General features: G+C 53.6%; 20 protein-coding genes. 11 read left to right on the top strand and 9 right to left on the bottom strand.

Translation table 11 applies throughout. The features are described from left to right. The first annotated feature begins 37 nt into the window (after positions 1–37). Complete coding sequence (locus AYI96_RS07265; protein ID WP_039033294.1) at positions 38–1,597, top strand: SulP family inorganic anion transporter; 1,560 nt, start codon at positions 38–40, stop codon at positions 1,595–1,597. Between the two features lie 58 nt (positions 1,598–1,655). On the opposite strand, the gene AYI96_RS07260 is transcribed toward AYI96_RS07265, so the two are convergent. Next, entirely contained in the window at positions 1,656–2,573 is a 918-nt protein-coding gene (locus AYI96_RS07260) for a bifunctional methionine sulfoxide reductase B/A protein (protein ID WP_144361311.1), read from the bottom strand. A gap of 218 nt (positions 2,574–2,791) precedes the next feature. Between AYI96_RS07260 and AYI96_RS07255 the strand changes: the two genes are divergently transcribed. Together AYI96_RS07255 and ylqF are read left to right on the top strand one after the other, a co-directional pair. Next, positions 2,792–3,631, top strand: a complete 840-nt coding sequence (locus AYI96_RS07255) for an isopenicillin N synthase family dioxygenase (protein WP_039033333.1) — start codon at positions 2,792–2,794, stop codon at positions 3,629–3,631. Positions 3,632–3,707: 76 nt separating this feature from the next. Continuing rightward, entirely contained in the window at positions 3,708–4,649 is a 942-nt protein-coding gene (gene ylqF / locus AYI96_RS07250) for a ribosome biogenesis GTPase YlqF (RefSeq protein WP_144361310.1), read from the top strand. Between the two features lie 119 nt (positions 4,650–4,768). Here ylqF and AYI96_RS07245 read toward each other — a convergent pair whose 3' ends face one another. Together AYI96_RS07245 and AYI96_RS07240 are read right to left on the bottom strand one after the other, a co-directional pair. Continuing rightward, positions 4,769–5,239: a low molecular weight protein-tyrosine-phosphatase gene (locus tag AYI96_RS07245; protein WP_144361368.1), complete on the bottom strand. Its 471-nt coding sequence runs from the start codon at positions 5,237–5,239 to the stop codon at positions 4,769–4,771. A 55-nt stretch (positions 5,240–5,294) separates the two neighbouring features. Next, positions 5,295–6,284 (bottom strand): DNA ligase, encoded by a 990-nt coding sequence (locus AYI96_RS07240; protein WP_260852964.1) that lies wholly within the window; start codon positions 6,282–6,284, stop codon positions 5,295–5,297. Positions 6,285–6,717: 433 nt separating this feature from the next. Between AYI96_RS07240 and AYI96_RS07235 the strand changes: the two genes are divergently transcribed. Then, on the top strand, positions 6,718–7,089 hold the full coding sequence (locus AYI96_RS07235; protein ID WP_039033297.1) for a diacylglycerol kinase: 372 nt from the start codon (positions 6,718–6,720) through the stop codon (positions 7,087–7,089). Between the two features lie 94 nt (positions 7,090–7,183). Here AYI96_RS07235 and hdfR read toward each other — a convergent pair whose 3' ends face one another. After that, entirely contained in the window at positions 7,184–8,029 is an 846-nt protein-coding gene (gene hdfR / locus AYI96_RS07230; RefSeq protein ID WP_144361309.1) for an HTH-type transcriptional regulator HdfR, read from the bottom strand. 110 nt (positions 8,030–8,139) lie between these two features. On the opposite strand from hdfR, the gene AYI96_RS07225 reads away from it, so the two are divergent. From AYI96_RS07225 to AYI96_RS07215, 3 genes are all read left to right on the top strand, one after another. Beyond that, positions 8,140–8,574 (top strand): DUF413 domain-containing protein, encoded by a 435-nt coding sequence (locus AYI96_RS07225; RefSeq protein ID WP_039033298.1) that lies wholly within the window; start codon positions 8,140–8,142, stop codon positions 8,572–8,574. Between the two features lie 20 nt (positions 8,575–8,594). Next, positions 8,595–9,542, top strand: coding sequence for a RimK family alpha-L-glutamate ligase (locus AYI96_RS07220; protein ID WP_144361308.1), 948 nt, complete (start codon positions 8,595–8,597; stop codon positions 9,540–9,542). A gap of 328 nt (positions 9,543–9,870) precedes the next feature. After that, positions 9,871–10,722, top strand: a complete 852-nt coding sequence (locus AYI96_RS07215) for an outer membrane beta-barrel protein (protein WP_260852963.1) — start codon at positions 9,871–9,873, stop codon at positions 10,720–10,722. Between the two features lie 55 nt (positions 10,723–10,777). Here AYI96_RS07215 and AYI96_RS07210 read toward each other — a convergent pair whose 3' ends face one another. Then, complete coding sequence (locus tag AYI96_RS07210) at positions 10,778–12,367, bottom strand: M28 family metallopeptidase (RefSeq protein ID WP_144361306.1); 1,590 nt, start codon at positions 12,365–12,367, stop codon at positions 10,778–10,780. A gap of 162 nt (positions 12,368–12,529) precedes the next feature. On the opposite strand from AYI96_RS07210, the gene AYI96_RS07205 reads away from it, so the two are divergent. After that, positions 12,530–13,555, top strand: a complete 1,026-nt coding sequence (locus AYI96_RS07205) for a GGDEF domain-containing protein (RefSeq protein WP_144361365.1) — start codon at positions 12,530–12,532, stop codon at positions 13,553–13,555. Here the strand turns inward: AYI96_RS07205 and AYI96_RS07200 are convergent. The 3 genes from AYI96_RS07200 to pdsO are packed head-to-tail and all read right to left on the bottom strand — an operon-like array spanning position 13,547 to position 17,297. After that, entirely contained in the window at positions 13,547–14,155 is a 609-nt protein-coding gene (locus AYI96_RS07200; protein WP_052247971.1) for a class GN sortase, read from the bottom strand. The genes AYI96_RS07205 and AYI96_RS07200 overlap by 9 nt on opposite strands. A 32-nt stretch (positions 14,156–14,187) precedes the next feature. Then, positions 14,188–16,515 carry a marine proteobacterial sortase target protein gene (locus AYI96_RS07195; RefSeq protein ID WP_144361305.1) on the bottom strand — a complete coding sequence of 776 codons (2,328 nt, stop codon included), beginning with the start codon at positions 16,513–16,515 and terminating at the stop codon, positions 14,188–14,190. 14 nt (positions 16,516–16,529) lie between these two features. Further along, complete coding sequence (gene pdsO, locus AYI96_RS07190; RefSeq protein WP_144361304.1) at positions 16,530–17,297, bottom strand: sortase-associated OmpA-like protein PdsO; 768 nt, start codon at positions 17,295–17,297, stop codon at positions 16,530–16,532. Between the two features lie 218 nt (positions 17,298–17,515). Here pdsO and pdsR point away from each other — a divergent pair, with 218 nt between their 5' ends. The 3 genes from pdsR to AYI96_RS07175 all read left to right on the top strand — a co-directional run bounded on the left by pdsR (position 17,516) and on the right by AYI96_RS07175 (position 21,668). Further along, complete coding sequence (gene pdsR, locus AYI96_RS07185) at positions 17,516–18,208, top strand: proteobacterial dedicated sortase system response regulator (protein WP_025009526.1); 693 nt, start codon at positions 17,516–17,518, stop codon at positions 18,206–18,208. Next, entirely contained in the window at positions 18,205–20,376 is a 2,172-nt protein-coding gene (pdsS, locus tag AYI96_RS07180; RefSeq protein WP_144361303.1) for a proteobacterial dedicated sortase system histidine kinase, read from the top strand. Before pdsR ends, pdsS begins: the two co-directional genes overlap by 4 nt. Positions 20,377–20,489: 113 nt before the next feature. Further along, positions 20,490–21,668 carry a cystathionine beta-lyase gene (locus tag AYI96_RS07175; RefSeq protein WP_144361302.1) on the top strand — a complete coding sequence of 393 codons (1,179 nt, stop codon included), beginning with the start codon at positions 20,490–20,492 and terminating at the stop codon, positions 21,666–21,668. 53 nt (positions 21,669–21,721) lie between these two features. Here AYI96_RS07175 and AYI96_RS07170 read toward each other — a convergent pair whose 3' ends face one another. Further along, positions 21,722–21,919 (bottom strand): hypothetical protein, encoded by a 198-nt coding sequence (locus tag AYI96_RS07170; protein WP_039033344.1) that lies wholly within the window; start codon positions 21,917–21,919, stop codon positions 21,722–21,724. Positions 21,920–22,255: the final 336 nt, after the last annotated feature.

Below are 22,255 nucleotides of genomic sequence, written 5' to 3'. Positions count from 1 at the left end.
CTTTGTTTTTAACCCTCAAGATGGGATCCCAAGCTGAATGTTTGAACTGATACGCCATAAAACCAGCAGTCACAAGGCGGATATACTCTCCGGCCTAACGGTTGCTATGGCGCTGGTGCCCGAAGCGGTAGCCTTTGCCTTCGTTGCTAAAGTAGAACCTATGGTGGGCCTTTATGCCGCCTTTATCATGGGACTGATCACGGCCCTCATCGGCGGCCGTCCCGGCATGATCTCAGGCGCCACCGGCGCGATGGCCGTGGTCATGACCAGCCTGGTGGTGTCTCACGGCGTCAGCTATCTGTTTGCTGCCGTGGTGCTGGCCGGGGTAATTCAAATTACCGCCGGAGCACTGCGTCTTGGCAAGTTCATCCGCATAGTGCCTTATCCTGTGATGATAGGCTTCGTCAACGGCCTAGCCATAGTGATATTCCTGGCGCAACTGGGGCAATTTCAAGTCAAAGTCGGCGAAGAGGAGATGGCCTGGTTGCCCGGTGCCGATATCTGGCTGATGCTGGCGCTGATAGCCATGACGATGGCCATCATACATTTTCTGCCTAAACTGACCACAGCCGTGCCTTCATCCCTGGTGGCCATACTGGCAGTAACCGCTCTGGTGGTGGGCCTGGATTTGGATACCCGCAACGTGCTCGATTATTTGCGCAATATGAGCGGTAATCCTGAGGCAACTATCGCCGGCACACTGCCAAGCTTTGCCATTCCGGCCGTGCCCTTCAATCTGGAAACCCTTTATATCATAGCGCCCTATGCCGTTATCCTAGCAGCTGTTGGCCTGATTGAATCTCTGCTGACCCTGACTGTGGTCGATGAGATGACCCAGACCCGCGGCCGTGGCAACAAGGAATGTGTCGGCCAAGGCGTGGGTAACGTCACCAGTGGCTTTTTCGGTGCCATGGGTGGCTGCGCCATGATTGGTCAGTCGATGATTAACATCAACTCAGGGGGCCGCGGTCGTCTTTCCGGGATCACCGCCGCCCTCACCTTACTGTGCTTTATTCTGTTTGCCGCCGCCTTTATCGAGATGATCCCGCTGGCCGCCTTGGTCGGGGTCATGTTTATGGTGGTGCTGGGAACCTTTGAGTGGGCCAGCTTTAAAGTGATGCGTAAGGTGCCCAAGCACGATGCCTTTGTTATTGTGCTGGTGACTGTGGTGACGGTATTTACCGATCTGGCGATTGCGGTATTTGTCGGGGTGATAGTATCTGCCTTGGTATTTGCCTGGGAGCATGCCAAACAGATCAGTGCTCAAAAGAGCATAGATGCCAACGGTTGGGCGGTTTACCGTCTCAATGGCCCACTGTTTTTCGGCTCAGCGGCTTCGTTCCTTGAGTTGTTCGATGCCAACAATGACCCCAAGGATGTCGTGGTCGACTTCCAGTCATCCCGGGTCTGTGACCACTCGGCTCTGGATGCCATAGACACCTTGGCCGAGCGCTATGTGAATCAAGGCAAACGCCTGCATCTTCGTCATCTTTCCAACGACTGCAAACAGTTGCTGCACAAGGCCGGCGATCTGGTGGAAGTCAATCTGATTGAAGATCCCAGATACAAGATTGCCGACGACAAGTTGGACTCATAATTTAACACTGTCCAGACCTTAAAAAAACGGCAAGCTGAGGCTTGCCGTTTTTTCTATTCTACTTCAGCTTGGCACTGAAACGCCGCCTCACCTTATCCAGCTTGGGTTTGATCACCAAGGCACAATAAGGCTGCTCACCATGAAGCGCAAAATAGTCGTTATGATAGTCCTCCGCCGGATAGAAACCATCAAAGGCGGTCAACTCTGTCACTATCGGCGCGCCGAATAAGCCTTCCTCATCCAGCGCTTTAATCATGGAGGACGCCACCTCAAGCTGCTTATCCGAGTGCGCGAAAATCACCGAACGATACTGAGGCCCCACGTCGTTACCCTGGCGATTCAAGGTGGTGGGATCATGGCTGGCAAAGAACACCTCCAACAGCTCGGCATAGCTGATGACAGTGGGGTCAAAAACTATCTGCACCACTTCGGCATGGCCGGTTGCGCCGCTGCATACCGCCTTGTAGTTGGCATCTTTTGCCGCGCCGCCGGCATAGCCGGAAGTCACTTGCGTAACCCCGGCCAAGCTTAAAAAAACCGCCTCTGAACACCAAAAACAGCCGCCGCCCAGGGTGGCCGTCTCCAAACGCTTTTCAGTTGCCGGCTGCAAAGCCTCGGCATCATCTATGGCCTCAAAGACCATGGAGACAGAATTGACGCAATGTCGCAAATTCTTGGCGGTTAACCCCTCTCCTTCAAACACATGTCCCAGATGACCACCACATTGACTGCAGACAATTTCGGTTCTGCGACCATCGGCGTCGGGTATCCGGGTGACAGCACCAAAAATTTCATCGTCAAAGGCGGGCCAGCCACAATGGGCATTGAATTTATGCTCGGACAAATACAATGGGGCGCCGCATTTGCGGCAAAGATATCGCCCCTTGGCATGGTGTTGATACAGCTCTCCACTGAAAGGGCGCTCTGTGCCTTTTTCCTCGATGACATAACGCTCAAACTCGTTCAGGGGTTTCATTTAACGCTCCTCGATTACTCTGCGTAACCCATAAGACCCAAATTGCAGCGGTTACCCTTCACTCTAGTTACACAGAGCCATAAAAGTGACTTGGATCACTTTACGTTGCCCCTATAAAGACATCAAGGTAGACTTGCGCCCGGGTCACCCGATTGCCAACAAAATGTCCATAGAGACACAAGTATCGGGTCAATAAAAAATAACCAAGAAAGATGATGATGAAACTGGAAACCATAGACTATCGCGCCGCAGATGCTGCCGAGCGCTTTGTAGAATCCCTGCGCAGCACCGGCTTTGGCGTGTTGAGCAACCACCCTATTTCACAACACTTGGTGCAGGATATCTACCGCGACTGGCAGGAGTTCTTCAACAGTGAAGAGAAGCAGGCCTTCATGTTCAAGCCGGAAACCCAGGATGGTTTCTTTCCGGCGAGCATTTCAGAAACCGCCAAAGGCCATACGGTCAAAGACATCAAAGAGTACTTTCACGTCTACCCCTGGGGCCGCATTCCTGAGCAATTACAGGACAATATCCTCACCTACTACCAAGAAGCCAATGCGCTGGCCGCCGAGCTTCTGGACTGGGTCGAGGTGCACTCGCCTGCCGAGGTGGCAGCCAACTACCGCACAGCGCTGTCGCAAATGATAGCCAATAGCCACAAGACGCTGCTGCGGGTACTGCATTATCCGCCGATGACTGGCGATGAGACCCCAGGCGCCATTCGTGCCGCTGCCCATGAGGATATCAACCTGCTCACCGTATTGCCCGCCGCCAACGAGCCCGGGCTGCAAGTGAAGAGCCTCGACGGAGAATGGTTGGATGTTCCCAGCGATTTTGGCAACCTTATCATAAACATAGGCGATATGCTCCAGGAGGCTTCCGCCGGTTACTTCCCATCGACCACTCATAGGGTGATCAACCCGGAAGGCGCCGATATGAGCAAGTCGCGGATCTCACTGCCGCTGTTCCTGCATCCTCGTCCCGACGTTGTGCTGTCAGAGCGCTATACCGCCGACAGCTACCTGATGGAGCGCCTGCGCGAACTTGGGGTTATCTAGCGCCTACGGGCGCTTTTTTCAGTTCGGAATGCTACAATAGCGCTCTTTTTTCAGTTTTCAGCAGGATAAGCAATAGATGGCGATTCAATGGTATCCGGGACACATGCACAAGGCCCGCAAAGAGATAGAAGAGGTGATGCCTCAGATAGATCTGGTGATCGAAGTGCTGGACGCCCGAATACCTTACAGCAGTGAAAACCCCATGGTGGCCAAGCTGCGCCAGGACAAGCCTTGTATCAAGTTGCTGAATAAGTCTGATCTGGCCGATCCCGAGATAACCAATCGTTGGATTGAGTACCTGGAGCAGGAACAAGGAGTGCGGGCACAAGCCATCACTACCCTGCAACCTGCCATGGTCAGAAAGATCCCCGAGCTATGCCGCAAACTGGTTCCCGTGAGCGAAGGTGCGCTCAAGGATATTCGCACCATGATCATGGGCATCCCCAATGTGGGCAAGTCCACCATCATCAACACCCTGGCCGGCCGGGTGATTGCCAAAACAGGTAATGAACCTGCGGTGACCAAGGCGCAGCAAAGGATCAACCTCAAAAACGGCATAGTGCTGTCCGACACGCCGGGGATCCTTTGGCCCAAGGTGGACAATGAAGCCTCGGGTTATCGTCTGGCGGTCACAGGTGCCATCAAGGACACCGCCATGGAATATGAGGATGTGGCCCTGTTTGCTGCAGCTTATTTCCTGCATGCTTACCCGGAGGCGATGATGGAGCGTTATAAGCTGACCTCCCTGCCCGCCACCGATATCGAATTACTCGAAGAGATAGGCCGCAGGCGCGGCGCCCTCAAAAGCGGCGGTCATATCGATTTGCACAAGGCCTCGGAACTGCTGCTGCATGAATTCCGCTCTGGGAAAATCGGCCAGCTGTCACTGGAAACGCCGGAAATGGCCCAGGCAGAAGAGGCGGAAGTGGCCAAGCTGCTGGCGGAGAAAGAGGCCATGAAGCAGGCAAAGAAAGAAGCCGACAAGCTCAAGCGCGCCGGCAAACGCCATCAGGGTTAAGCTTCCCTCAAGAAGCAAGCTTAACGGAAACGGGCCACAAATCGTGGCCTGTTTTTGTTTGTCACTTATCTGACTAAATTCCGCATAAGCTCTATGACTTTAGTCCTTTGCAGAACCGCTCACCGCGCCGGCGGGATACTCCTGGGCCTGGCGGCCTGGATCCTGGCAAACAGCCCGGCAATACTCAACTCCAACAGATCCAAAACCTGCTCAAATCCGCTGTCGCCACCATAGTAAGGATCCGGGACTTCCCTGATGGGAGTATCGGCAAAGTCCAGCATCAAGGCCAGCTTGTGTTTGTAAATCTGCGGACAAGCCTCATCTAGGGCCTGAAGATTCTCACGATCGGCCGCCAGAATAAGATCGAAATGAGCAAAGTCCCGCGCACACACCTGCCGGGCTTTGATCCCTGAAAAGTCCAGCCCACGCCGCTCACCGGCGGCGCGGGCGCGCCTGTCCGGCGACTCCCCTGAGTGATAACCTATGGTGCCGGCAGAATCCAACTCCAGTGTCAGTCCCATGGCCTGAGCCTTGGCCCGGGCTACAGCTTCAGCGCTTGGTGAACGGCAGATATTGCCCATACAAACCATTAAGATACGGTTGATTTCACCCTCATTGACACTTGGCACGCTTTGAAATTCCACCTTAAGGTTCCTTATTGGCTGACTCGGCAGGATTGCGTTCCGCAGCCGGGTCGGCGACAGAGACTTTTGCCTCAATAACCTCTGCCGGGAAACTGAGTCGATAGTCGGATCTTACCCTAAGGAAGCGGGCAAACCTAGGCTTGCCGCCCGAGGTCAGCCCGGAGAAAGCAAAAGTCACCCAGGTTCCGGGAAGTGGCGGTGAAGCCCTCTCGGCATCGGTGAAACCTGTTCCCAAGCGAAAGCTTACCCCAGCCTCGGTTTCCACCAGCAAGGCGCCCATCATGCCTTGATACTTGCCCTTTCCCGGAAGTATCGCCAGCACTTTCGCCTCGGCATCTTCCACAGGTTTGAGCTTTAACAAGGCGTCACTGCGCCCCGCCAGATACATGGCATCGATGCGGTGTGCCATCAGGCCTTCGCCCCCTTTGGCCACCACCTGTTGTAACCACAGATGTAGCTCTTGCGTGCTGCTGAGACGCCGCTGCTCAATGACATAGAGATAAGGGGTCAGTTGGTGATACTGCTTGAACGCCTGATAACGTTCGGCAAACGCCATTGTCAGCCCGGGGGCATCGAACAGATAAAAGCCCAGCTGGCGCCAGGAGTCTGCTTCGCCTAAACCTCTGGCCAGCAATGATGCAGTATCAAAGCTGTGATAGCCGCCCCAAAGTTCTCCTTCGAGTGCCACTGCAGGAAAGTCTTTCACAAACCAAACTGGTGCAGGAATCACTCTGCCCGAGCGGCTCAGCAAACGCCTGCCGTCCCATCTGGCGCGGACACCATCGAGTTTTTCACTGACAAGGAAATCCTTGATTTCGGCCTTTTGTTGTTGCCAACGACCGGCCAGCTCCGGGGCCGGTAATTCTCTATCACCGCCCGCCGGAAACGAGATCAGAAAAGACAAGGCCAACAGAAAGGTTTGCAGCAGTAACAGCATGGCCGAAAAACGCTTAAGGTATGCTGTTGTCGGTAAAGATTGCGAATATTGCATAAGCCCTCCCTGGCTGTCGGCCAATTGCCTGCTACATCCTATAGCAGAGACCATAACTACAAGGATCAAAACTATAAAGACCAAAACTATAAAGAGTATAGAAAGTCTTGGCAGTTATGGTGACAACTAGTGTAACGATTATCGAAACGACCCTCCCCCTTTGCCAAACCTTCCGCCTTGGCATAATAACGGCCAAACACCCTTGATAGGTGCAGTAACTGTTATATCAGCGGCAAGATGAGCTGCTATAATGCCGCCGCACCTTGGAAACCTCAGCGCCACTGCACTAATAGCCAAACTAGTCACGAGTGACCAACGTGAGGTCAATAAAGGAAGCGACAAGTTGCAACCCCATTAACCCAGGAACCTTTCACGGTTCAGCGGGTCTTTATACAGCAACCGGCCATAGCCACAGATCAAGAATTGAGAGAATATGAAACCCGCCAACAACCACGGACTGAAACGCATTTTCCGCGCCACCGGCTTTTCCATGAAAGGACTGAACTCAGCCTGGAAACATGAAGCCGCCTTTCGTCAGGAAGCCGTACTGGCATTGTTAATGATCCCATTGGCGTTATATCTGGATGTGGCCAAGACAGAAAAATTACTGCTGATAGCAACGATATTTATCGTCATTATTACCGAACTGTTGAATTCAGCCATTGAAGCCGTGGTCGACAGAGTGGGTGATGAAATTCATCCCTTGAGCGGCCAGGCCAAAGATATTGCCTCGGCGGCGGTCTTTATCAGCTTGTGTTTATGCGGCCTGACCTGGGCCGTGGTTATCTGGCCTCTGGTGTTCTAAAGCGCTTTACTATGTTGAATGCACGCTTTGGTATTTTGAATGCTTCAGTAAGGAAACCGGGCATCAAGGCAAAACGCTCAATGCCCAGCCAAATTTAGAACTGACTTCTGAGGTAGTTGACCGCTTGCAGTATCTGCTCCAGGCGGTCATTGCCCGGCAAGTAGGCTACATAGACATTACGTCTGAGCGGTGTTTTATCATCAATCACAAACAGCTCCCCTTTCGCCAGATAAGGTTCTATCATGTTTTGCGGCAAAAATGCACTGCCGCCATTATTGAGCAGAAAATCCAGCGCAATACGGGCCGAGCCGGTATGCAGCACGGGAATGGGTAACTCGGCATAGTCTCTGGCATGTTGAATATTAAACGCCGTGCCCCAATCGACCTTGATGTAATGCCTGCCTGCCAACTCAGTCAATGAGGGCGCCGCAGCAGTGCTCACCAGATGCAGTGACACCTCCCCTATCTGCAACAGTTCAAACTCGTCCAGCTTAGGGGGATCAAAGGCAATGGCCAGATCCAGCGTCCGGTCCATCAGCTGTTTGGTCATCGCCGCCGACGCCAGAATTTCGGTGCGCAGCGCCACTCCGGCAAGCCCCTGATGTAAACCCTGCATATATCCCTGTAGATATGCGTCCCAAATATTGGGCGCCGCGCCGATAACCAATTGTACCGACTGGTGCTCACTCAAGGAGATATCCTGTTTGGCCCGCTCCCAGGCGGTCAGTACCGCTTCGGCATGCGCCAGCATCCGCACCCCGGCCGGGGTCGGTTGTATGTTGTTTCGCTGCCGCTCAAACAGCTCAACGCCGAGAATACTCTCCAACTGCTTTACCCTGAAAGATACTGCACTGCGGGTCAGATAGAGGTTCTCGGCGGCCTTCCCAAAATGGCGGGTATGGGAAACTTCCAGAAATGTTTTGAGTAAATCCGTGTCCATAAAAAATTCTTTATCGTCATAGACAAATTTTTTTGATTTATAAATCAATCATACTAGCCAATACTCTGCTTGCAAATCTCCTCAAGAACCATTTTGTAAGGAATATCGCCATGTTGACCACGACTCCTTCACCATCGGCACTGCAGAGTGCATCTATGCAACAAGCCGCCAATGAGAGTTTCGTCAGCGAACGCCGTTTCTATGACGACAAGAACTTCCCCAAAGGCTTTCGCCGCAGCGGGGATTTTACTTACAACGAAGCAGAATTACTCGAAAAACATGGCGTTGCCATGCAGGCTCTGGCGGAAGGACGCCAAGCCCCCCGAAATCCGGAGGAGAGTCATTTTGTTGAAGTTGTCCGCGGAAATTCCGCTCCCGGTAGCTTGTTGGAAAAGATCTGGGTAAAGTATGTCAAGTTGGCTTCTGGGAAGCCTTTCTACGCAGTTGTCGGCACCAATTTGGTGAAAAAGGCCGATGCTGAGTATCTTGACGATATGATAGATGACGATGTTCAGGATGAGCCTGAACTAGAGGATGACCAATGAAAATTAGGGTTTGCGACTAAATGCGTGGTTGGATTTTATATAAAGAGACCGCGACTCAGCTAAAACCTGAATTGTATGAAATTAACCGATTGTTGGAGGCTGCCAAGGCCGACAATATCGAACTTGAGGTCTATGCTCCCGATGAGTTTGACCTCACAGTGACCCGAGAGGACAACAAGAGTATTTTACTGAACGGGCAACCAGTGGAGTTGCCCGATTTTATTATTCCCCGTATGGGCTCGGGTACCACCTATTTTGCCTTGGCGATTATCCGCCACCTGGAACGTCTTGGCGTTTATTGCCTTAACTCTTCCAAGGCGATAGAAACCGTTAAAGACAAGCTATTTTCCCAGCAACTATTGGCCGAAAAGAATCTGCCAACTCCCAAGACCATGCTGGTGAAATTCCCGGTGGATGTTGACCTGGTTGAACGTCACTTGGGTTTTCCTGTAGTGATCAAGACACTGTCCGGCTCGCAAGGCAGCGGTGTGTTTCTGTCACACAAGGCGCGCGAGTTCGATGATCTGATGCAGCTTATCGAGGCCACCAACAAGAATGCCAACATTATTCTGCAGGAGTTTATCTCCAACAGTCACGGTCGGGACTTGCGAGTCTTCACCATAGGTGGCCGGGTAGCGGGATGCTATGAGAGACGCGGCCAAGAGGACAGTTTCAAAGCCAATGTCAGTGCCGGTGGCTCCGCCAGCCCCTTTGCGGTGACGCCTGAAATAGAGTGGCTGGCAACCCAGACCGCCAATATTTTGGATCTGGATGTCGCCGGAATCGATCTGCTATTCGATAATGGTCACTACAAGATTTGCGAGGCCAACTCCTCGCCGGGCTTTGAAGGACTGGAATCCTGCCTCAATCTGGATATCGCGGCACAAATACTGCACTTTATCCGTATCCGTTTGGGCATGTTCAACAAGGACTCCAAGAAAAGCGACAGCAGCGAGTCCAAGGGCTGATCCGAACACGAGCTTTAATATCAGACTGAAGCGCTCCATTAACGGAGCGCTTTTTTGTTGCGGATCATAAAAATCGATAACTTTACAAACATTTTGTTCACACAAAGCACTATTCTGGTTTAGACTCTCTGCAACCGCGCGGATTTTCAGCATCCGAAAATACAAGAAGTGTCGCCCCAAGAGCGAACCTAAAAGCACTCAAACCGCGCATGTGCCGAATTACCCCGGATAAGGAATCTCTGAGAAGGCACTTGGATTATCTGAGTAATAAAAAGAGATCACCCCATTGTTGATAACACATTCAATTAACATTTCGGGTTCAAGACTGGTGTTGACACTACTCCTGCTCTGCTGCGCGGCCAACTGTGCTCAGGCCGGCGAGTGGAGTCTGAATATAGGTGGTTTCTATTCCCAGTCCGACACCAATATGCAAGTCACAGATCCCTTGTTAGGCAACGATTTCGAACTGGATTTCGAATCGGATCTGCAGTTGGCGGAAAATGAGTTTCTGCCCTTGTTTGAATTGGGATATCGCTTCAACGACAGACACCATATCTATATCGACTGGAAACAACTGCATCGCAGCGCCGAAACTCAAGCCGTCAGCAGGCCATTTCAAATCCAGATTGATGACACTGTTTATGACGTCAAGGCCGGGGGCCAATTAGGCACAAGCCTTAATATTGATATCGTTCGTATTGGCTATGGCTATGATCTGTTTCAGGGCAACGGTTATAACATAGGGGTCAGTGTCGGCTTGCACACTATGTTGATTGACAGCAGTTTTGAGGGTTCCATTGGCGCCTGTGCCACTTCAGAACTCAGCGGCAATATCTGCAGCGCTCAACCTATTCCCAGAGTGGTAGATGAAAGTGTGACTGCACCTTTGCCGAATATCGGCCTCTTTGGTGACTATGAACTGGCGCCAGGTTGGCAACTTAATCTACATGCCCAATATTTTTCCGTGCGTCTGGATGACCTCGAAGGCTCATTGGTCGATATCAGAGCCGGTATGAAAACAGCGCTGAGTGACAACTGGGACATCAGTGTGGCGTACAACTATTACAAGGTAGATGTGGATATGCGTCAGAGCACATCCAATGCCGAGGTAAAAGTGGCCGACTACAATATTTACTATAGTTTTATCGGCCCCATGTTATCTGTCAGCTATCGCTTCTAAGACCAATGTAAAAAACCGGGGACAGAACCCCGGTTTACGCTTTACAGCATCCTTCTCAGCGCAGATCCTGAGCCCGACGTTTCTTGAAATCCGAATCTTCAAGCCATTGGGGCCAGTCATTGTTGTTGGCCAACCGTGCCAGAATATCGCTTATCAAGGCCAAGTCCTGCTGAACCCCATCCAGACTCCAGCTAGGGTCATAATCATCGGCTGCCTTATGATATTTGTGGGCAATATAATCCGGGTCTGTATCTCCCAAACTCATAAACAGCAAGCCGGGTACCCCTTCCTTGGCCAGAGCGAAATGGTCCGAGCGGAACATCAAGCCATTTTGCGGCCGCGGATCGGCCTTGACACTGCGTCCCTGCCCTTTGGCGGCATCATTCAGATACTGCTCCAACTCTGACACGCCCTCACCATAACGCAGGATATAATCCACGCCTTTGCCCATATTCATGCCGTCTATATTGAGAAATGCCACCAGTTGCTTGGTGGGAACCGGAGGGTTTTCAGCAAAGTACTGGGCGCCAATGAGTCCGGTTTCCTCGGCAGTAAAGGCGCTGAACAGAATCGAGCGTTTCGGGGCATCAAAGCCCTTTTGCTGTTTGAAATGCTTTGCCAGCGCCAGAACACCGGCTACACCGGAGGCATTATCCACAGCGCCGTTGAGCACCATTTCCTTGCCATCTTCAATGGTCTTTCCCAGGTGATCCCAGTGAGCATGCATCACCAAGTATTCATTTTTGCGCTCGGTTCCAGGCAACAGGGCCGCCACATTGTAGGATTGCGCCAGTTCTATCTTGTTGTTCAAGGTCAGATTGGCCTTGAGTTTCAACGGCACCGCCTTGAAGCCTTTATTGACCGCCTGTTGCTTCAAGGTGTCAAAGTCCAGACCCGCCTGGCTGAACAGCTTCTTGGCACTATCGTGCTGGATCCACCCCATCACGCCAAGCGATGATGCGTTGTTGTCTTTATCCACCAGGGTGTACTTGGTATTGGTGTTACTGTTACGCACCACTCCCCAACCGTAAGCGGCGGGCGCAGTTTCATGCACAATAAACACGGCCTCGGCGCCCTGACGGGCCGCTTCTTCATATTTATAGGTCCAGCGACCGTAATAGGTCATGGCATTGCCCTTGAATACCAGGGGATCCTGAGTGGCAAAGCCGGGATCATTGACCAGCACAATCAGGGTCTTACCACGAACATCCAGGCCTTCAAAGTCATTCCAGCCGTATTCCGGGGCATTGATACCGTAGCCGACAAATACCACTTCGCTGTCTTGCAGCTCCACCTTGGGCGTCACTCTTTGAGTGCGGGCGGTAAACTCCTCGCCATTGCTGAAACTCATTGAACCCAGCTTAAGCTGCATATTCTGATCTGCGCTGATCCTGGCCATGGGAACGGCTTGCAGGTAACTGTTGCCAAACCCGGGCTCAAGCCCTATCTCCTTGAAAGCCTCGGTAAGGTAATCCAAGGTCAGCTGTTCACCTGTCGACAAAGGCGCACGGCCTCCAAAAGCATCGCTGGCAAGGGTTTTCACATCCTGGCGATAGCGGGATTCATCCAGTTCAAAGGGAGCAGCCAACGCCAGAGCGGGCGTTAACAGTGTGGCCAACAGGCTACACACAGAGGTAAATTTCACGACTTCATTCCTTGCTATTATCTATTTTGTTCAGCCATTGTAACAGCGGCGCAGCATTCGGCAATCGGCGCAACAAGGTGACATTCCGTGAGCCTTTGGATCCACAAGCGGCCTGATTTATGTCAAGCTGAATAGGTAATTGCATCAACAATGAGCTTCTCCATCGCCATGACTCTGCTTCAGCAAGCCGCCCAATACCTGAAAAAAGCCTTACCGCTGATGTTGAAATATCGGATACCGACGACGCCGGTCAACTATGCGCTCTGGTATGCCTATGTCAGCGAGCGCAATCCGGCACTCAATGCCAGCCTGGATCAAACCGTCAGCCAGTACAATACCTGTCCGCCCTCCACTGCGGAACTTCTCTACCGTTATCATCTGGCCCCGGAAGATGAACTGGATGTCAGAGATATTCGCCAGAGTATGGAGGCGATAGCGACCGAGCTGTCGCAGTCGCTCAAGGATACCAGCTGCGATGCCGACAGCTTTCGCGCCAAAATCGAGCGTAATTTCGGCCGTCTGAGCCGCTTGGATCAAGACGCCATGGATCTTGAACAGGTGATGGGCATGGTCCGAGCCCTGGTGAAAGACTCGGATGATATTCGCAGCAGCACGGATTATTTGAGCTCGCAACTGAGCAAGGCCCAGCTGGAGATAGACAGCCTGCGGCTACAGCTGCAAAACACCGAAAAAGACATATTGTTTGATGCACTCACCGGCTGCCTTAACCGCCGCGCCTTCGATGCCGACTTCGATAGCTTGTTGAGTCAGTCACCGAAGGGTTGCTGCCTTATTCTGGTGGATGTGGATCACTTCAAGCGTTTCAACGATGAATATGGGCATCTTTTGGGGGACCAGGTGCTCAAGGCGGTGGCCAAGCGTCTGCAGGATAGTTGCCGTGACGGCACCAAGTTGTATCGTTTCGGTGGTGAAGAGTTCGCTATTCTGGTGCCGACCAGTCAGCTGAGAGTGGCCCGGCAACTGGCCGAAGCCATGAGACGGGCACTGGAGAAGGTTAGCGTCAGAGACAGACGCAAAGGCCAGCTCATCAGCAATATCAGCGCCTCCTTCGGGGTTGCCGAATGGCAGCAAATGGATACCCGTCAATCCCTTACCGAACGCGCCGACACCTTACTCTATGAAGCCAAGCGTTTGGGCCGCAATCGGGTGATGCCGATATCAGGCTGAAACCGCCAGCGTCTGCAAGGCTTCTGCCTGCACCACAAATCTAAGCTCGGCACCGCCACTCAGGCTGTCGAAGGGATAACAGGTGATCAGCGTCAATAGCCGCTCATCACTGCCCATCAACCAAGGTGTCTCGGATTCATGCACAACTGCGGTAGCCCGTATTCGATAAAAATGGATCTGGCCATCCATGCCCTGCAAGCGGATCTCCTGCCCCACCCTGGCCCCGGCCAGAATCGCGAAATGGGTATCCCTGTGACCGGCAATCACTGTATTGCCTGTCTCTCCGGCACCGGCTCCCGAGAGCATCTGCGCCGGTCCAAAGGCCAGGTTACGGCCACTGGCCCCGGCCAGCACATAGAGTGGCTCATGCTTGCCTATCCACAATTTGGCCGTTGGGTGGGTATCGGCCCAGGACCAGGGTTTGTGTGCCTGACCGTCAGTCAGACTCTTGGCCCAGGCCTTTTCAATCAAAAACTGGGCGAACATGGCTTTGGCTTGCATATATCCTCCTTTAACCAGCATGGCCGAACCCGCCACGACCAGAACAACTATCACTATTGAGCAGATATCGCTAAAGCGCCCCCTATTGACCGAGGGCATAGCGCCTGCTGTCAGGGCCTGATGAGCCTGGCTCATCGCCCCGCCTCCTCACAAGCACGGCCGCCAAAGGCCCTGGGGAAAGCCGCCAGCATCAGCGCCGCCAGCAAACTGGCCAACCCCAGCAGCAACATCAGCCGGCTGTCGGTGGCGGTCTGCGGCAACTTACCCTGCCAGCCCTTGGGCGCATGACTGGCCACTTGCCCTTCCCGGGTCGCCGCAGCGTCCGGATTGACCGGGGTGACATCCACTGCCACCAGGCTGGTGTACGGACTGACCAAGTGATACTTAAGCGACAGCGCTGTGACCTGGCGTTCAATGCGTTCACTGTTGGCAGCATCTTTGGCCAGCTCCAGCGCGGCTATCTGTTTTCTGGCCCAGATAAAATCCAGCCCTTTGGGCTCAGTCTTGGCATTGAGCGCCAGCTCCTGCTGCCAGAATTGGCCATCGATAAGACCGGATACGATAACTGCCTTTTGGGCATTACTACGCTGTTTGATGCTCACCAATACCGGCTCACCCTGATAGAGATCCGGAATTTGTGCCGGCCAGTAATCCGGCACTGTACCGTCAGGGTAGCGCAGCGACACATCTGTGATCCTGGGAGCGGAGATTTTTTCCAGCAAGGCAACCACCTTTTGCTCCACCTCCTGCATCTTGCCAATATAGGTAAAGCTGCCACGCCCCAGCTCGGCGGCGCGCTGCATAAAGTGAGAGTTGGGCGCACTGCCTATGCCTACGGTAAACAGGCGGTTGTCGCCGAGCCTGTCTTTAATCAGTTCAAACAGCGCCTGTTCATTGCCTACGGCGCCATCTGTCATGAAAATCACTTGCCTGAGCGCCTTAACCTCACCTTGCGTGCCGACTTTATTTTGAGCGGCAAAATCATTATTCAATGCCAACTCCAGCGCCTTGGACATCTCGGTGCCACCGTTGGCTTCCAGGGCGCGAATAAACTGCTGCGCCCGACCTATATTGTGGGCCGTCGCCGGCAAAGAGTTTGCCGCCATGGTTTGCACTGCAGAGTTAAATTCAACAACATTGAAACTGTCCTCCGGTTTGAGGCTGCTCAAGGCATACAGCAGTGCCTGTTTGGCCTGAACTATTGCATCTCCCCCCATGGAGCCCGAAGTATCTATCACCAGAATAAGCTCCCTGGGCAAGGGCTTGGCCACTTCTTTGTTCTGTGGAGGCATCAACATCAATAGACTGTATTCATCCCTGGCAGCTTGGCCTTCGGCCTGCGCTAAAGAAGGTGCTGGGGTATGGGTCTGGCCTTGCTGGCTGAACAGCGCCGCTGCGGGCTTAACGCCCGGATCCGCTTGCCATTGCAACACAAAGTCGCTGTCGGCCCTGGTATTGTCTTGTTGCAGCTGCACCCGGATACGGCCATCACTCAGGGTTTGTTGAGAAACAGCATGATAAGGGGACTCCAGCGACAGCAAGGGAAAACCGGCATCCAGGATAATATCCAAACTGAGGCGATTATCCTGGCCACTGCTGTGCGCATGGGGGCTTTGCGCATGGGGGCTTTTAAGATCAGAGCTTTCGCCATCAGCGCCGGTGAACATCTTTTCAAGGCCCACAGCTTCAATCACAGGGCTCAGCAACCGCGCCGCCTCTTCCACGCCTTTGAAGCTTTGCAGCATGCTTTGAGGCAGATAACGGGGCGTGTGGGTCATGGGAAAGCGCAGGCTAAACTGACCATCACGGTAATCCAATGCCTGCTGGTAGCTGAAGCTGACTTTAAGGGTTTCCCCCGGGGCCAGATTGGCCACCTGAGTGGTGAACAGGTTGGGCCGCTCCTGGCTCAGTAAACTGGCGCGCTTGCCCTGAGCCTTGGCCTGCTCAAAAGTGCGCTTGGCCTCTTCCTTTGGTTGAATAACCCCCTCGATGATCCGCTCACCTATTCTCAGCTGCATGCTGTCCACCGCCGCCTCATTGGGCAGCGGGAACAGGTAACGGCCGTGGATCCACTCCTGGGTATCATTGGTGAATGACTGGGTGACGTTGACTCTGTTACTCCAGCCACTGATGCTCATACTGACGTCGGTTGCCAGTGCCGGGGTCTGAGTGTCGCCAAAGGCGAGCACCCCGGCACCGGGCCACTGCGGATTATCTATCAGTTGAAGGGTACCTTCCTGAGCCTGGGCACTTGCAGGCTCTTCGGCAAGTTGGGGGCCATTCTCGGCCCAGGCTTCAACCGAGCTCACCAGGTTGAACACCAGCAGTGCCAGCAGGGCAAAGCCTGAAAATTGCAGGGCGTTAACGGCCCGGCATAAATAAGTATCCGAATCGCTGTGACTGGCAGCAGGCATTCTCTGAAACTGCTCGTTTTCCTGCCGAGGGATATCCATATTCATTTTATCGTTCCCTCTCAATTGCCGCTTTGTTGATTGGCTGCCAGGGCAGCGCCCTGAGTCTGCAATTTCAGCGTGACCCGACGGTCAAAGAAGTCGCTCTCGCGGCTCTGTTTGGCACTGAGGGGTGAACTGGCGCCAAAAGCCTGGGTTTGCAAACGCTCTTCGGCAACGCCTTGGCTAATCAAATAACTTTTCACCGCCTCAACTCGCTGCTCGGACAGCGTCTGGTTGTAATCAGAATTACCGCGGCGATCGGCATAGCCGGTCAGATCCAACATCAGCTCAGGCGACAGGCTCATGGCAAAAGCCAAATCGTCCAACTGGCGGGCAAAGTGGGGTTCGATTTCGGCGGTGCCGGTACGAAACTGCACATTCATACCCACTATCAACTCTTCGAGCTGGGCAGCCCGGTCGCGGGAAAGCGCATTGAGGCGGCTCTGGGCATCGGCGTATTGCAACGATAACTCCTTCAGCGCTCGCTGCTTCTCACTGAGACTCGCCAGTTGTTCGGTTTGCTCGGCAAGCTGTTGCTGCTGACTCTTGAGCTGCTCGTCATCGCCCACAGACTTACCCACTATGCCGCCGGTGAAGGCACCGATAACGGCCCCTACAGGCCCCCCAACCACGGCGCCCAGCAGTGCGCCTGCGCCAAAGCCAACCAACTCTTCGTTGTGGTCTCTCTCCTGAGTCGGTAAGTTCGGCTGGCTGTCGGCGTGCGCCAGAGAAGAAGTCAGCAACAGTGATGCCATGAGCAGGGAGGCTATGGGGGTCTTTTTCATCATCTCGATTCCTTTTGTCTTGTAGAGCTTGCTGCCAAGTTGGCAGCGTCCCTCGTCGTTGAGATGATTAAACCCCATTGAAATGGCAAGTCTGGGGAGCAAAAATGGCACTTTGGCTATCAATTGTGGCAACAAAATGGCAATCGGAAACGATCGCTTTTTTCACGGCTAAAATCCTGTATAGTCACGGCTATTCAAGGCTCGGCAGGAACAAGAGGCAGATGAAACGCATTGCCATAGTGGAAGATGAAGCTGCAATAAGAGAAAACTACAAAGATGTGCTGCAATCACAGGGTTACTCTGTACAGACTTACGCCAACCGCCCCGAGGCGATGCAGGCCTTCAACACCCGCTTACCGGATCTGGCCATTATTGACATAGGTCTGGAGCATGAAATCGACGGTGGTTTTACCTTATGCCAGTCGCTGCGGGCGATGTCGGGCACCCTGCCGATTATTTTTCTCACCGCCAGAGACAGCGACTTCGATACGGTTTGTGGTCTGCGTCTGGGTGCCGATGACTACCTGAGTAAAGATGTCAGTTTTCCCCATTTGCTGGCGCGGTTGGCGGCGCTGTTTCGCCGCTGCGAACTCGCCGGCAGCAGCGCTCCGGCCGACACCCTGATGGAGCGCGGCGCCCTCACCATAGATGCCAACCGAATTCAGGTATATTGGCAACAGCAGCCGATTGAATTGACAGTGACCGAATTCTGGATGGTGTACGCCCTGGCCAAACATCCCGGCCATGTGCGCAGCCGCACCGAGTTGATGCAGGAAGCCAAGATTTATGTCGATGACAGCACCATTACCTCACATGTAAAGCGGATCCGGCGTAAGTTTATCGCCGCCGATCCGGCCTTTGACTGCATAGATACCGTCTATGGCATGGGTTATCGCTGGGATCCCGAATCTTGAAGTTCCCCTCTTATCACCCGCCAATAGGCCTCAGAACCAAGACTCTGGTACTGTCGCTGTTTTTGCTGTGCCTGCCCTGGCTTGGCTATCAGTATGTGTGGGAGATGGAGAAATATCTGCGTCACGGCCAGGAGAAAACCCTGGAAGGGACCACTCAGGCCCTGGCTACGGCGCTGCATGAAAGACCCAGACTGTTCGACAGTCAGGCCAGTTTCCTCAATCAAGTGGAAAAGGGCCGCGATCTTTACGCCTACCCGCTCAACGGCCCCATTCAGCTGGATGGCCGCCTCAATGATTGGGAGGCCTACCGCCATCGCGCCATGACCTATGGCGAAGAACATACCCTGATGCGCTTGAGTGACAGCCAATCAACGCTGAGCTTTACCCATATGGTCGGTAAATATGGCGGCTACCTTTACGGCTTTTTCGAGGTAACGGATCCAAAGGTGATTTACCGCGGCCGCAACAGCCTGAGTGTGGATCGCAACGACTATCTGGCTATCGCCACCCTGGCCCCGGATGGCCGTTTTCGCCGCTATACCATAGCCAACAAGCGCGATGGCTGGCTCAGCGCCTTCGAGTTGCCTGAAAATCCGGCGCTCAGCGCCCCGGTGACACCAGAGGTCCGCATTCAGGGCCAGTGGTTGAAAACCGATAAGGGGTACAATATTGAACTCAGAATGCCGCTGGAGATGGTGGGCAGTAAACTCAGTTTTGCCATTCATGATGTCAACAACAAGAAGAACCGTAGGCTGGAAGCCATAGTCGGTACCTCGGCCACAGACCGCGCCGACAAGCTGGGGACGGTTCTGGTACCATCACCGGAAATTGAAAGTATTATCAAAGGCATGGGGCATAACAGCTCGCGGATCTGGGTGGTGGATGTCCATGGCCGGGTGCTGGCCAAGTCGGGGGATATTCGCGCCGATTCCAGTGTCTGGACCCGCTCGGTCGAAGAGGAGCGGCAACCGGAAAGCTTCTTTGGCAAACTGGAACACGACTATCTACACCCCATCTACTACACAGTGCTGACCAAGCCACCTATGGATTTTATCGACTCACTGCAGGATTCGACTGAACTCGGCGGCAGCCATATTCGCCGGGCGCTGAATGGCCAGATGGCCTCCACCTGGCGCCTGACACCGGATAACAAGGCGGTAGTGTTGGCAGCGGCCAGCCCCATCTGGATTGACGATAAGGTGATGGGCGCCGTGGTTGCCGAGGAAACCACCCATGGTATCCGTACCCTGCGTAACCGGGCACTGGAGAAGCTGTTCAATGTGATCCTGACTGTGATGGCCATGGGAACCCTGGCACTGTTTGTGTTTGCCTCGGGGATCTCCAGCCGTATTCGCAAACTCAGGGATCAGGCCGAGCGCGCCATCGACAGCCAGGGGCGGGTTCGCGACACCATTCCACCTTCAAAAGTGCGCGATGAAATCGGCGATCTGTCGCGCAGTTTTGCCAATATCGTCAACCGGTTGGGGCAATATACCCACTATCTGGAAAACATGTCCTCGCGGCTATCCCACGAATTGAGAACCCCGGTGGCCGTGGTGCGCAGCTCATTGGAGCACTTGAGTCTGCAGCAACTGGACAAGGACACGGCCAAGTATGTCGACCGCGCCCAGGAAGGGGTCAACCGCTTATGGCTGATCCTCGCCAACATGAGCGAAGCCACCCGGCTCGAGGAGTCCCTGTCCCAGGCCGAGATAGATGAATTCCCGCTGACCAAGGTAGTGGCAGGCTGCGTCGCCGGGTATCAGATGACTTACAAGGAACAAGGTTTCGTGCTGGTGTTACCGGATGAACCTTTGACCATGCGCGGGGTGCCTGAATATATCGCCCAGCTGATGGATAAGCTGGTCAGCAACGCCATTGAGTTCAGCAAAGCCGATACCGATATCCGCATCAGCCTCAAGGTGCAGGGCAAACAGGCCCTGCTCAGGGTGGAAAACCAAGGGCCACTGTTGCCGGAAAACATGGCCGAGCAGATCTTCGAATCCATGGTCTCAGTGCGGCCGCAAACGATGCAGTCCAAACCTCATCTGGGACTGGGACTTTATATCGCCAGGCTTATCACCGCCTTCCATGGCGGCCATATCAGTGCCAGCAACCTGAGCGATGGCTCGGGTGTCGAAATTCGGGTCAGCCTGCCGCTGCTTTAAGCCGCGGCCAACTTGAACAAGTCTCAAGCCCACCGCACTGGCAATGACAAGATTCAATGTTAATATGCCTCAAAGGGGCGCCCGCCCCGCCATCACAAACAAGAGTTGCATCCATGAAGAAAGCCACCAAGCTGGTCTCACTCGGCCGGGACAAAAAGTGGAGCAAGGGAGTGATCAATCCTCCCGTGTTTCGAGCATCAACCGTCGTATTTGACAGCATGGAACAGATGCGCCACGCCACGGCCAATCGCGCCAAAGGGGAGATGTTCTATGGCCGCCGCGGCACTCCGACTCACTTTGCCTTTCAGGCGGCCATTGCCGAACTCGAAGGCGGTGTTGGCACTGCGCTCTACCCTTCAGGCTCTGCGGCCATCAGTGGTGCCCTGCTGTCTTTTCTGAAGGCCGGCGATCACTTGCTGATGGTAGACAGTGTCTACGAGCCCACCCGGGATCTGTGCGACAAGCTGCTCAAGGGGCTGGGGATTGAAACCAGTTACTATGACCCCTTGATTGGTGCCGGTATCCGCGATCTTATCCGCCCCAATACCAAAGTGCTGTTTCTGGAGTCTCCCGGCTCCATCACCATGGAAGTCCAGGATGTGCCGACCCTATGCCGCATCGCCCATGAACATCAATTGGTCACCATGCTGGACAACACCTGGGCCTCCCCCATCAATTGTCGCCCGTTTGAGATGGGCGTCGATATCTCGATTCAGGCCGCCACCAAGTACATAGTGGGTCACTCGGATGTGATGCTGGGTACGGCGACCGCCAATGAAGCACACTGGGATACCCTGAGGGAGAACAGCTATCTCATGGGCCAATGCACCTCTGCAGACGATATCTTTCTGGCGGCCAGGGGGCTGAGAACCCTGGGGGTGAGAATGGCGCAACATGAAAAAAATGCTCTCAAAGTGGCCAATTTCCTGGCGCAGCGCCCGGAAGTGGATCACCTGCGCCACCCGGCGTTTGCCAGTTGCCCGGGTCACGAGTTTTTCCTGCGTGACTTCAGCGCGGCCAACGGCTTGTTTTCCTTCGTGCTCAAAGAGGGTAACCGCAAGGCGATGACTGCCTTCGTCGAAGGGATGGAGCACTTCAAGATGGGATTTTCATGGGGTGGCTTCGAAAGCCTTATTCTGGCGATATCCGGCATAGAGAAATTGCGCACGGCAACCCAGTGGGACAGCAGCAAGCCCCTGGTGAGACTGCATATAGGTTTGGAAGATCCGGACGATTTGATTGCCGACCTCGAACGGGCCTTTGAGCGTTATCACGCCGCAATCCAGGCTTAATCAGCAAAAGCCCGCTTAAATGCGGGCTTTCCAAATATTTATTCACCTGGCTGTCAGTCAAAGTCCAGATCATCTGCCGACACTCCCACTCCCAGTTCACGGGACAGGGCCATCTGTTCTCGAATATCCTCTATTCGCCTGCGAGCCGCGCTTATCCGCATATCTTTTTTACTGACCCGGTTATTGGATGTCAGAGTTCCCTCTTGGGCCGCTTCGCTCTTGCCTCTACTCAAAGATTGATTAAATGACATGGTCTTCCCTTAACCTCACGCCGGTTCTTTACCGTCTCCTCAAGAGCACTTCCAGCACACTTGGAGCAGAGCCGGTAATCCGGAATTTAAACGATACATCCGGTGTTAAATATACCGGAGCCCCTCACATCATGCCTTATTAAAGAGCCTGTTCCTATCGGAAAGTTCCCATATTTTAATTCCGTTCAGCAAAAACTCAGGCGTATGAAAAATAAACAAAATGCACATGCTCAATTAATTAACGCACGACACACCTTACTAAGGGCATAGAAACATTTGCTTACTATTATCACTGATACAAATTTGTTTAAATTAAAACATCTACGCAACAAAATA

The sequence above is a fragment of the Shewanella sp. MSW genome (assembly GCF_007636515.1).
GTDB classification, from domain to species: domain Bacteria; phylum Pseudomonadota; class Gammaproteobacteria; order Enterobacterales; family Shewanellaceae; genus Shewanella; species Shewanella indica.
The sequence above is the reverse complement of the archived record's forward strand: the minus strand, read 5'-3'. Positions and strand labels throughout refer to the sequence as shown.

Bases quoted from the DNA above. Each gene is read 5' to 3' on its own strand.
- ylqF (WP_144361310.1), top strand. From the start codon at position 3,708: ATGGCGATTCAATGGTATCCGGGACACATGCACAAGGCCCGCAAAGAG.
- AYI96_RS07265 (WP_039033294.1), top strand. From the start codon at position 38: ATGTTTGAACTGATACGCCATAAAACCAGCAGTCACAAGGCGGATATA.
- AYI96_RS07235 (WP_039033297.1), top strand. From the start codon at position 6,718: ATGAAACCCGCCAACAACCACGGACTGAAACGCATTTTCCGCGCCACC.
- AYI96_RS07255 (WP_039033333.1), top strand. From the start codon at position 2,792: ATGAAACTGGAAACCATAGACTATCGCGCCGCAGATGCTGCCGAGCGC.
- AYI96_RS07200 (WP_052247971.1), bottom strand. From the start codon at position 14,155: ATGCCCTCGGTCAATAGGGGGCGCTTTAGCGATATCTGCTCAATAGTG.
- AYI96_RS07170 (WP_039033344.1), bottom strand. From the start codon at position 21,919: ATGTCATTTAATCAATCTTTGAGTAGAGGCAAGAGCGAAGCGGCCCAA.
- AYI96_RS07260 (WP_144361311.1), bottom strand. From the start codon at position 2,573: ATGAAACCCCTGAACGAGTTTGAGCGTTATGTCATCGAGGAAAAAGGC.
- AYI96_RS07240 (WP_260852964.1), bottom strand. From the start codon at position 6,284: ATGCAATATTCGCAATCTTTACCGACAACAGCATACCTTAAGCGTTTT.
- pdsO (WP_144361304.1), bottom strand. From the start codon at position 17,297: ATGATGAAAAAGACCCCCATAGCCTCCCTGCTCATGGCATCACTGTTG.
- AYI96_RS07245 (WP_144361368.1), bottom strand. From the start codon at position 5,239: ATGGTTTGTATGGGCAATATCTGCCGTTCACCAAGCGCTGAAGCTGTA.
- AYI96_RS07225 (WP_039033298.1), top strand. From the start codon at position 8,140: ATGTTGACCACGACTCCTTCACCATCGGCACTGCAGAGTGCATCTATG.
- pdsR (WP_025009526.1), top strand. From the start codon at position 17,516: ATGAAACGCATTGCCATAGTGGAAGATGAAGCTGCAATAAGAGAAAAC.
- AYI96_RS07175 (WP_144361302.1), top strand. From the start codon at position 20,490: ATGAAGAAAGCCACCAAGCTGGTCTCACTCGGCCGGGACAAAAAGTGG.
- AYI96_RS07220 (WP_144361308.1), top strand. From the start codon at position 8,595: ATGCGTGGTTGGATTTTATATAAAGAGACCGCGACTCAGCTAAAACCT.
- hdfR (WP_144361309.1), bottom strand. From the start codon at position 8,029: ATGGACACGGATTTACTCAAAACATTTCTGGAAGTTTCCCATACCCGC.
- AYI96_RS07195 (WP_144361305.1), bottom strand. From the start codon at position 16,515: ATGAATATGGATATCCCTCGGCAGGAAAACGAGCAGTTTCAGAGAATG.